The sequence below is a fragment of the Saccharothrix sp. ALI-22-I genome (assembly GCF_001984175.1).
GTDB lineage: Bacteria > Actinomycetota > Actinomycetes > Mycobacteriales > Pseudonocardiaceae > Actinosynnema.
In genome coordinates, this window is the sequence record NZ_MTQP01000024.1 from 23,821 (window position 1) to 33,396 (window position 9,576).

Annotated in this window: 9 protein-coding genes; 6 read left to right on the top strand and 3 right to left on the bottom strand. The window is 75.5% G+C overall.

The features are described 5' to 3' along the window. Positions 1–124: 124 nt before the first annotated feature. Together ALI22I_RS01460 and ALI22I_RS01465 are read left to right on the top strand one after the other, a co-directional pair. Entirely contained in the window at positions 125–466 is a 342-nt protein-coding gene (locus tag ALI22I_RS01460) for a WXG100 family type VII secretion target (RefSeq protein WP_077003774.1), read from the top strand. A 55-nt stretch (positions 467–521) separates the two neighbouring features. Beyond that, positions 522–809: a WXG100 family type VII secretion target gene (locus ALI22I_RS01465; RefSeq protein ID WP_077003775.1), complete on the top strand. Its 288-nt coding sequence runs from the start codon at positions 522–524 to the stop codon at positions 807–809. Between the two features lie 154 nt (positions 810–963). Here the strand turns inward: ALI22I_RS01465 and mycP are convergent, their stop codons facing one another. Continuing rightward, positions 964–2,247 (bottom strand): type VII secretion-associated serine protease mycosin, encoded by a 1,284-nt coding sequence (gene mycP / locus ALI22I_RS01470; RefSeq protein ID WP_077003776.1) that lies wholly within the window; start codon positions 2,245–2,247, stop codon positions 964–966. Between the two features lie 119 nt (positions 2,248–2,366). On the opposite strand from mycP, the gene ALI22I_RS01475 reads away from it, so the two are divergent. Genes ALI22I_RS01475 through ALI22I_RS01485 form a run of 3 tightly spaced genes read left to right on the top strand, consistent with a single transcriptional unit; the run spans position 2,367 to position 8,629 of the window. After that, the gene (locus tag ALI22I_RS01475; protein WP_077003777.1) at positions 2,367–2,735 is read left to right on the top strand and encodes a YbaB/EbfC family nucleoid-associated protein; all 369 of its coding nucleotides are present in this window, start codon (positions 2,367–2,369) and stop codon (positions 2,733–2,735) included. Next, positions 2,723–3,049, top strand: a complete 327-nt coding sequence (locus ALI22I_RS01480) for a hypothetical protein (RefSeq protein ID WP_077003778.1) — start codon at positions 2,723–2,725, stop codon at positions 3,047–3,049. The genes ALI22I_RS01475 and ALI22I_RS01480 overlap by 13 nt, the downstream gene beginning before the upstream one ends. Positions 3,050–3,058: 9 nt before the next feature. Then, positions 3,059–8,629: a WXG100-like domain-containing protein gene (locus ALI22I_RS01485; protein WP_077003779.1), complete on the top strand. Its 5,571-nt coding sequence runs from the start codon at positions 3,059–3,061 to the stop codon at positions 8,627–8,629. 120 nt (positions 8,630–8,749) lie between these two features. On the opposite strand, the gene ALI22I_RS01490 is transcribed toward ALI22I_RS01485, so the two are convergent. Both ALI22I_RS01490 and ALI22I_RS50250 read right to left on the bottom strand, forming a co-directional pair. Continuing rightward, positions 8,750–8,944 (bottom strand): hypothetical protein, encoded by a 195-nt coding sequence (locus ALI22I_RS01490; RefSeq protein WP_143531878.1) that lies wholly within the window; start codon positions 8,942–8,944, stop codon positions 8,750–8,752. Between the two features lie 52 nt (positions 8,945–8,996). Continuing rightward, the gene (locus ALI22I_RS50250; protein ID WP_179118050.1) at positions 8,997–9,266 is read right to left on the bottom strand and encodes a response regulator; all 270 of its coding nucleotides are present in this window, start codon (positions 9,264–9,266) and stop codon (positions 8,997–8,999) included. Positions 9,267–9,277: 11 nt separating this feature from the next. Between ALI22I_RS50250 and ALI22I_RS01500 the strand changes: the two genes are divergently transcribed. Then, positions 9,278–9,576 (top strand): AfsR/SARP family transcriptional regulator (locus tag ALI22I_RS01500; RefSeq protein WP_443216879.1); only part of this gene is annotated, 299 nt, incomplete at its 3' end.

The window sequence follows — 9,576 nt, forward strand, 5'->3', positions numbered from 1 at the left end:
CGCGGCCCGCACGGGGACCGCCGGCAGGAACATGCCGACGAGGCCTTCCGCGGCGGGACCGCCGCCTAGCGTCAGCCGGGCGCGCACCGGTCGGGCGCGCTGCACAACGGAGAGGAGGGGTCGAATGGCCGGCGACAGGTTGGACGCGGACGTCGAAATCCTGACGGGCGCCGCCCAGAAGGCGCAGGTGGTGGTCACGAGCGTGACGGCGACCCGGGACGCGCTGCGTGGACCGGTGAGCTCGATGAGCGGCGAGTGGGAGGGCACCGCGAACCGCGCGTTCGTCGTGGCGCACGGACAGTGGGAACGCGACCTGCAGCGGGTGCTCGACGAGCTGGACGAGCTCGGTGTCGGCACCGGGCAGTCCAGCAACCTGATCAGGCAGTCGGACGAGGACGGCCAGGCGGCGATCGCCAACGCCGCCCAGCACCAGCCCGCCTTCGACCGTTCGACGCTGCGGGCCTAGGCGCAGCGCAGGCCGACGCGGGACAGGACAGGAAACGGAAGAGAGGAACCGCCCCATGTGGATCAAGGGGAACTTCGGCGGGCTGGACGACCTCGCTCGGCACATCCAGGCGACCGTCACCGGCATCCAGGACGACCTCAACGAGTGGAAGCGGACCTCGGTGGAGGTCAACGAGAACTGGCGGGACGTCGCCGGTGGCGCCTTCGTCGAGGTGAGCGACGCGATCGACGCCCTCGCCATGAGCACCCAGGCCGTGATCGACGCCCTCGGCGGCGGGGTCAAGGTCACCAACGCGGCCATGCAGGACGCGCTGGCGGCCTCGCTCGCCGCGGTCAGGCGGTAGCACGCTCCTGCGGCACGACCGAACGCCCCGGCTGCACCGCACCGGGGCGTTCGGTCGTGCAGGTGTGGCGGGGCAGGGCGTTCGTGCCGGCGTGGCGGTGCTCCCGGTTGTGCCCCGGACGGCGGGGCGTCGCCCCCCAGGCCGCCGCCGCGGTTCAGCGCTCAGCAGGGGGAGGGGGCAGCAGGAACATCTGCTCCGGGGGCTCCTCCCGCACCGGCGGCACCGGCTGCGGCGCGGCGCGGCCGGGCAACCAGCCCCGCCGCCGCCCGCGGGACAGCGCCCACCCCAGGCCCAGCGCGACGAGGAGCCCGAGCGCGACCGCCCCCGCGGCTCGTCGCGCGTTCGCACCCGCCGCGTCCCACCACGCCGCCGCGCGCACGGCCGCCGGGTCCGGCACGGGCTCGACCACCGCCGGCAGGTCCCCGGGCGCTTGGACGGACAGCCCGTCGGTCACCGCCCGGTACGGGTCCACGACACCCGCGCCGTACTCGGCCCGGCCACCGGGCGCCGGGGTCGCGGTGGCCAGCAGCCGCCGGGCGACCTGCGCCGCGCTCAGCTCCGGCCAGGCGGACCGGACCAGCGCGGCGGTCCCGGCGACGAACGGCGCGGCGAAGCTGGTGCCGTCCCAGTGGTCGTGCCCGGCGACCCTGGTCGCGCCCAGCACCCCCTGACCGGGCGCGACCAGGTCCACGTAGTCGCCGACCTGCGAGCTGCCGGTCCGCGTCCCGGTGATGTCGAGCGATCCCACGCCCAGCACGCCGTCGTAGGCCGCCGGGTAGGACATGTCGGTCCCGGCCTCACCCTGTCGGTTGCCGACCGCCGCCACGACCAGCGCGTCCTTGCCCACCGCGTAGGCCACCGCGTCGCGCACCGCGGCGTCGTCCTGGTAGCCCGACAGCGACAGGTTGATCACCCGCGCGCCCTGGTCGGCGGCGAACCGGATGCCGCGGGCGAGCACGGCCCGGTCGATCGGCGTCGGCCTGCCGCCGTCGGACAGCTCGCGGTCGGTGATGCGCACCGGCAGTATCCGCGCGCCCGGCGCGACACCGTGGAAACCGACCCCGTCGACCGGGTCCGCCGCCGCGATCGACGCCACGGCCGTGCCGTGCGAGACGCAGTCGAACGAGCCCGGCAGCTCGCCTACGAGGAAGAAGTCCCGGCCGGGCAGCACCTTCCCCGGCGACCGCAGCTGCGGGTGGTCCGCGTCCACCCCCGAGTCCACGACCGCGATGAGCACACCCGCGCCGGTGCTGTGCGGCCACACCCGGCGCGGGTCGAGCAGGAGCTGCGCCCACGGCCGCTCGGCGACCACGGGGTGCGCGGGTTCGGGATCGCGGCAGGCGCCGGTCGGCGGCGCGGCCACCGCGGGCGCGCCGGTCAGCGACACGACGGCGGCGGCGAGGAGGGCGGCGGCGAGGAGGGAGGTGAGTCGCTTCATGGTTCAGCCATGCTCCGGTCGTCCCGGCGCGCGCGGTCCGCGGCGGCAGGAACCGGTCACCGCGGACCGCGGCGCCCCGAGGCGCGGCAACCTCTCGGCCGGGAGGAAAGGAGGCTGCAGTGGACGGAACAGCACCCGGCACCACCGAGTTCGAGCGGCTGGCCGAGGGCATCCGCGAGGTGCGCGACGGGCTCACCCGGCTCCGCGCGACCGCTCACTCGCCGGACGGCCTGATCAGCGCCACCGTCGGCGCGCACGGCGCGCTGCTGGACCTGGACATCGACCCGCGGGTCTACCGCGACCCGGACTCCCGGGCACTGGCCGACGCGATCACCGCCACCGTGCGCGCGGCCACCGAGCGGGCCGGGCAGCAGGCGGTCCGGCTCGCCCGGCGCCTGTTGCCCGACGGCGGTCCCGAGGACGTCGACCCGGCGTTCGACCCGTTGCTGCACCACCTGGAGGGAGGTGGGCGCGCGTGGCGGAGGTGAACCTCGACGGTGGCAGCGTCGACATGCACACCGAGGCGACCGAGGCCGCGATCGCCGGGATCGGCTCGGCGGGCGCCGGTTTCCAGGCGGCGTGGCAGGGCCTCATGTCCGAGTTGGACCGCCTGGAGCAGTTGCTGGGCAAGGGGCCGATGGGGGAGGCGTTCGCCGCCCAGTACAACGGGCCCGCCGAAGCCCTGAAGATCTCCGCCGGCGCGATCGAGGGCCACCTGACGCAGATCGTGGACGCCGGGAACCGGGCGGTCGCGCTCTACCTGGAGGCCGACGCGCGGGGCAAGCGGGCGTTGGGCGGCTGAGGGCAGCCGATGGCCATCCCGGAACCGCCGGACACGCACGGGTTCTGGTCCGAGATCAAGAGCCAGGTGGACAACGTGTGGCCACCGGACAACGAGGACGACGCCTACGCGCTCGCGGACACGTGGCTGCGCGCCTCCGACGCCCTGTTCGCCCTGTGCGACGACCTGACCGCACGCGCCGGGCAGGTCGAGCAGGCGTGGACCGACGCCGCCGGTTTCGGCTACTACGCCGGGATCATGCACTTGGCCAACGGGTTGCTGTCCACCAACGACACCTCGGGCAGCTACCGGGAACTGGCCGAGAGCATGCGGCAGCTCAGCGCCAACGCCCGCCAATACGGAGTGGACGTCCGCGAGGCCAAGATCGGTGTCGTGGTCGAGGTGGCGGCCAACGTGGTGGCCTACGGGCTGGCGCTCGGCGTACCGCTCATCGGCCCGCTCGTCGCCGGTCGGATCGTCTCGATAGTGGCGGGCAGGCTGGCGTCGTTCATCGCGGGCATGGCGGGCAGGGTCGCGTCGCAGGGCGCGGTGAAGGTGACCACCATCGCCCTGAACGCGGGCGGGGAGGTGGCCCGGGAAACCCTCGAAGAGACCGCGATCGCCACCACCACCCAGCTGGTCTCGATGGCGGAGGGCAACCGCAACGCCCTGGACGCCGGGAAGATCGGCACGGCGGCGCTCGGCGGCGCCCTCGGCGCCCTCCCGGGCGCGGGTATCAGCCGGGCCCTCCAGCGGCCCGCGAACGCGATCGCGTCCGGTCTGGGCGGCGGCGCGCTCGGCAAGCACGCGAGCATCGGCTTCCGGTCGTTCACCAGCAACGCCATCACCTCGCCCGCCTCCAGCTACGCCGCCCAGAACATCGTCGACGGCAACTACGCGGCGTTGACCAACGTGGGCGGCTACGTCGACGCCATCCGCGACAACTACCTGGGCGCCGGGGCGATGGGCGCATCCCGCGCCAACGGCGTCGCCTTCTTCGGGGATCTCGGCAACGCCCTCGGTGCCCAACCGACGCACATGGTCCCCACGGGGGAGTTCGCCCCGCCCGACCCCGGTGGCCCGAACGTGCCGCCGACCGCCTTGGCACCCACGGATGGGACCGCGGCCACCGGCACCGTCTCCACAGGCACCGCCGGGACCGGGCTCGGGACCGGGACCGCGTCCACCGGGCTCGGCTCCACCGGGCTCGGCTCCACCGGGCTCGGCTCCACCGGGATCGGCTCCACCGGGATCGCACCGGCTCCGGTGGAGACCTCCACGACCGGCATCCGGGAGCTGGACACCCCGGCGGCCCCGCTCGCACCAGCCCAAGACCCCGCCTCGCCGCAGGCCACGTCGCCCGAGACCACGAGTCGGGTCGGGACGACCGCTGCGGAGGTGGCCGCGGAACCGGTACCCGCGGTGGTGGGTGCCGCCACCGCCACCGCCGACCCGGCACCGATGACCACCGGCAGCGGGACACAGGCCGACGCCGCCACCGCAGCCCCTCCGGTCACGGTGTCGGCCGCTCAGGGTGCGTTGCCCACCGGCACCGCCACCACGCCGCTCGCCACCGGTGCCACCGCCACCGGTGCCACGACCGCCGGTGCCACGACCGCCACGGGCACGACCCCCACGGGGCCGGCGATGTCGGTCTCAACCTCCCCGGCCACCCCGGGCCCAACCGCGCCCGGCGCGGCGTCCTCCACTCCGGCGTCCTCCACGGCACCGCCGGCAGGCCAGGCATCCTCCGGGACAGCGTCCTCCAGCACGGCACCTCCCGGCTCGGGACCTCCGGGGACAGCAGCCCCCGGTCCGGCGACCACGTCCCCGCCACCGGCCAAGCGGTCCACCCCGACCGCCGGAGAATCCACAAAGGACACACCATCCGCTCCCGCAGGCGCACTCGGTGCTGCGGCTGCGGCAGCAGCACCGGCCGCTGCGGCGACCCCTCAGCCCACCGCCGAACCCGCCGCCCAACCCGCCGCCCGCCCGGCGCCGGCGCGCACCACCGTCTCCGCCCCGCCGCCGCACCAGCGGATCGACGTCGCGGTCAGCCACAACCACCCGGAGTTCGAGCGCCACGCGCAGGAAGCCCTCGTCGCCGCCATGAACGCCCGCGACGCCAACGGCAAGCCCACTCCCGATGCCGACCGCTTGCGCGCCCGCTACTACTCCGCCCCGTACACCACCCCCGGCGGCACGACGCTGTCCAACCGCAAGAGCCAGGCCCCCAAGCTGTTCACCGCGACCGACGACGAGGGGGTGCAGGTCGAGGCCACCGTCCCCTTGGTGCACCGCGACAACGCGAGCGGCATGTACTTCATCCCCCGGGAGGACTCCGTGCCGGGCGTGCGGCTGGAGTCCGAGACGATCCCGTTCGGCCCAGCCGGCGTGGAGCCCGGGAGCGTGGAGTTCCTCGCCCACATCACCGAGGACTGGTTGACCGACAAGAAGCGCGGCGAGTTCATGGGCGAGCGGTACGCCGACGCGATGCTGAAGGTCATCGCCGCCCGCCACCCCGGCGAGGAGGTGTACCGGGTCTACGCGCGCGACACCGGTGCCGGCACGTTCGACCAGCTCTACGTGCGCGTGGTCGACGACCGCGTCGTGGGCTGGGTGGTGGTGGAGGCCAAGAACGTGCACGGCGACCTGACCTCCCGCCGCGCGGCCGACGGCAACCGCTACAAGCAGGGCCACCCGGAGTACGTGCGCAGCGTCGCCGCGGCCGTCCGCGCGAGCAACGGCCGCGCCATGCCGCTGCACACCTTCGGCCACCCGGTGGAGCCCGGACCTCGCGAACTGGGTCAGGGACCGACCGGTCAGGCGCCGCGGCCACCGATCGCGGCGACCCTCAACGGAGGCGCGGCGGTGGCCGACTCGCTGATCACCGCGCTGGACGCGGGCAACGTCGAGTACTTCGTCGTCCGCCCGGCGATAGACCCGGGTACCGGGACGCCGCTGGGCATCGAAGTCGCGCGCTACGACATGACACCGGGCAGGGCCCACGTGCCGGGCCGCATCCGGGGCGCCCTGTCCGACCCGGCTGCCGCTCCGGTTGCCGACTCCGCTCCGGTTGCCGACTCCGCCCCCGATCCCGTTGCCGACCCCGACGGCGCCGCCGCCCGGATCCCGGGATCGGAGTTCCACGGGGAGGGGCGGCGCCGCGCCGACCCGGTGGCCGTGGACCGGTTGGTGCGCGAGGCGATCCGCCGGGTGGCGCCCCACGCCGACGTGCGGTCGGTCACCTCCGACCGCAACGGCGGCTACGTCGTCACCACCCACGACGACAGCGAGTTCCACGTGGTGGTCGAGGTCGGCCCGGTGCCCACCGGCGACCCGGCCGTCTACGTCGCCGACCCGGTCACCCGCACCGCCGTGGTGCGCGTGTCCGAGCGGGCCGCCGACCACGTCGTGGAACGCGCGCTCGCCCACGAGATCGCGGAGCTCGACGCGTTCTTCGCCGGGAACGCGCCCGAGACGGACGTGCTCACCCCCGACCGGCCGCCCGGCGACCGGCTCGACCTCTCGCCGCACGACCAGGGCAGGCAGGCCGAGCTGCGTCAGCTCGACCGCGCCCTGACCGAGACCGGCCGGCACCGGCTGCTGCGCCGCAGGCTGCTGCGCGCCGAGATGCGCGCGCTCGTCCGGCATCTGGGCCTGCACCCGTACCAGGACGACGCACCGAACCGCGTGGCGCTGCTGTCGCCGGACGTGGACGCGATCGTGCGTCAGCACGCACCGCCCACGGCCCGCCGTCCGCCGAAGGGGCCCACCGGACGCCCGCCGTGGCGGGTCGAGCTGTTGGCGAAGGTCACCGGCGAGTTCCTGCCGGCGGCGGCCGCTGCGGGGGTCGTCCTGGCGGGCGCGCCCGCGACCGCGTTCGGGCTCGCCGCGGGCGTCGCGGTGCAGGCGCTGGTCGGCAGCGTGGTCGAGACCTGGTACACCGCGCGGCAGCAGGCCACCACCGCGGCTGCCAAGGACTTCGACGCGGAGGTGCGCCGGGCCGAGGGCGCCCGGCGCCGCCAGGCGCTGCTGGAACCGATCGTCGCGCGATTGCGCGTCCCGGTGGACCTGTCACCGCCGACCGCGTCGCCGTCGGGATCGCGCCCGACAGAGCTGCCGCCGTGGTGGGTGACCGCGGTGCGGCGGGGCGTGCCCGTGCTCTCGGGCGCGGCGGTGGTGACCGCGCTCGGGCCGATCGGCATCCCGCTGGGGACGCTGATCGCGTCGTGGGGCGTTGCCGCGGTGGCGGTGACCGTCGGTCCGCTCGCCGAGCGCTACCGGCTGCGGCAGGAGCTGGCCGCGGACGTCGACCGCGCCGATCTGCTCGCCCGCGAGGTCGACGTCCGTGACGCGGCGCTGGAGGTGGCCCTCGCCGAGGCGCTGCACGCGTTGCTGGACCGGCTCGACCGGATCTTCGAACAACGCCCTGTCGACCACGACCCGCCGTCCCGCCCCGCCCCCGTGCCCGACTCCGCCGCGCCAGGGCGTAAGGAGTACCTGGTGAAGGGGGCGTTCGAGGGTGGCCACCACGTCGTCCGGCAGACGGCGGGCGCCGTGGACCAGGCGGCGACGGACCCGATGGGCAAGCTGGTGGCCCAACTCGACCCCATCATCCACGGGCTGAGCCGGCTCATCGCCGGCGTGGTCACCGCGGGGTACGTCGAACGCGCGTGGCGCGAGCGCGAGGTCGCCACGAGCGCCGAGCGGTCCCGCTACGACCAGGCCCTGGACCAGGCCGAGCTGCACCTGCGCAAGTGGGAGGTGGCGCAGGAGCTGCTGGCCCTGGCGCGGCGGCAGGCCGACGAGGCCGAGTGGCTGGTCGCCGAACAGCAGGCCCTGCTGCGCTCGGTCGCGCACCGGGCGGCCCGCATCGCCCGCGAACCGGTGCCGCCCGCGGACCCGGGCGCGCTCACCCCCCGCCCGCCCGGCGGGCGACCGCCGGGCCGGCCGAGCAGGCGCGCGTTCGCGGTGCGCGCCGGGGTGCCCGCCGTCGTCGCGGTCGCGGTCGCGGCCACCCTCGGGGTGCCGGAGGGCGTCTTCTGGGCGGTGGCGGCTTCGGCCGCCGTCGAGCCCGGTGGAGCGGTCGGCCAGTGGTGGAAGAGGAAGGCCGAACTCGCCGCCGCGGACGCGAAGCGGGAAGCCGAGCGCGGCCCGGGAGCCCGGCGCGCCGCCGCCGAGATCGAGGCCGTGCACCGGTTCGCCTCGGACCTGGTGCGCCGCGAACTGGACGCCCGCACCGAGCAGGTCCGCCGCGCCGCGCGGGTCCGCCGCCTGGTGGACCACCTGCGCCGCCCCCGGCAGTCGGTGTTCACCGGGTGGATCCGGCCGGACCGCCCCGAAGCCGTCCTGCGCGCCGTGGCCGAGGCCTTCCGGCGCCTGGCCACCGACCCCGGTCCGTGGGAGTCGCTGCCCGCCCGGCTGGCGGCGCTGCGCGAGATCGAGGTCCTGGCCCACCGCGTGCGGCGGTTCACCGAGCACGCCGAGGCCACCGGCCGGTCCGCGCCGCTGGCGCAAGCGCGGACCGACCTGGGGCGGGCGCTCGACGCCTACCACGACCTGCTGCGCGAATCCGGCCTGCCCGCCCAGTTCCCCTGACCACCGCGCCGGGGCGCCACGCCGTCCGGCGACGTGGTGAACCGCGGCCCGCCGCACCACGCGTCCAGGACACGTGGTGCGGCGGGCCGCTCGACGTCGTGCCGGGCTCTCCGCCGGCACCTACCGGGGTGCGCCCACCCGGGACGGCGGGAGCAGCAGGGCCGCCCGCAACCGGGCGGCCGCGGGACTGCGTGCCAGTCCGCGGCGGACATCCCGCACGGCCCGCCACGCCTCGTCGGCGACCCGGGCATCCGCGGGAACGCCCGACCACAGGGCCGCGTCCACGCTCACCGCCAGCCGGGACAGCCCGTCCACCACCGGTCCGGTCCGACGGCCGCGGCTGCGTCCCTCACGGTCATCCCGGCTCCTATCGGCACGCCGTGGGCGCGCAAGCGGTCGCGTGCCTCCTCCCAGGCGCCCACGACCGCGGCGGGCCCGGTGGCGGCGCGCGCAACGCCGTCGCCAGCGGTGTGCCCAGCACCCACAGCACGAGCAGCACCAGGATGGTGTCGGCGGCGCCGAGGTCGCCGACCGGCTCCACCAGCGCGCCCGACGCGCCCAGCTCCGCGGACACCGCCACGCGCAGGTCTTCGTCGTCCTCGACCACCAGTACCCGCGAGCTCTGCCTCGCTGTCATCAAAACCTCATGTGTCCGGGTCGATCGTATGGATCACCGGCGCGGGTCGCGCCGGGTTCGCCTACGACGAGAGGGAGTGGGTTTTGCTGTTCCACGTGCTCGGCCCGGTCGAGATCCGCACCCCGGACGGGGTCGTGCTCGACGCGCGGGCCCGCAAGCCGATCACCGTGCTGACCGCGTTGCTGTCGCAGGTCAACGCCTGGACACCGGTCGACCGGCTGATCGCCGCGACCTGGCCGGAACAGGCCACGCCGGCCTCTGCCGAGGCGAACCTCAAGACCTACATCTGGCAGCTGCGCCGGATCCTGCC

Coding starts and splice junctions, on each gene's coding strand:
- mycP (WP_077003776.1), bottom strand. CDS start 2,247: ATGAAGCGACTCACCTCCCTCCTCGCCGCCGCCCTCCTCGCCGCCGCC.
- ALI22I_RS01460 (WP_077003774.1), top strand. CDS start 125: ATGGCCGGCGACAGGTTGGACGCGGACGTCGAAATCCTGACGGGCGCC.
- ALI22I_RS01465 (WP_077003775.1), top strand. CDS start 522: ATGTGGATCAAGGGGAACTTCGGCGGGCTGGACGACCTCGCTCGGCAC.
- ALI22I_RS01485 (WP_077003779.1), top strand. CDS start 3,059: ATGGCCATCCCGGAACCGCCGGACACGCACGGGTTCTGGTCCGAGATC.
- ALI22I_RS50250 (WP_179118050.1), bottom strand. CDS start 9,266: ATGACAGCGAGGCAGAGCTCGCGGGTACTGGTGGTCGAGGACGACGAA.